Raw genomic sequence first — 299 nt, forward strand, 5'->3', positions numbered from 1 at the left:
GCCGTTATCGACTAACGCAGCGTTTTCCGGGTAGGTGATTTCGGCGCGGGCCTGCTTGACCAGCATGGCGGTGCGCACCAGTCCATGGCCGTTATCTACGCTGTCACTGTAGTAGTTGTAGTCCATCACGTTGGCGTGGATGTCGGTGGTTTCCATCAAACGCAGATCCACCCGGGGGGGGGCGTCCTGTTGGGAGGAAGAGTTGTCATTATCGCCGCCGCAGCCGCTGAGCAAAGCGCCGCCGGCCAGCGACAGAGCGAGCAGGGATCGCAGTGAAGCTTTCATGGTGTTTCCTGTGT

At 59.9% G+C, this 299-nt stretch carries 1 pseudogene; it reads right to left on the reverse strand.

The features are described 5' to 3' along the window. Positions 1-285: pseudogene (locus tag A3730_RS26685) on the reverse strand (2',3'-cyclic-nucleotide 2'-phosphodiesterase); the annotation flags it as partial. Positions 286-299: the final 14 nt, after the last annotated feature.

This window comes from Alcanivorax sp. HI0044, assembly GCF_001634945.1.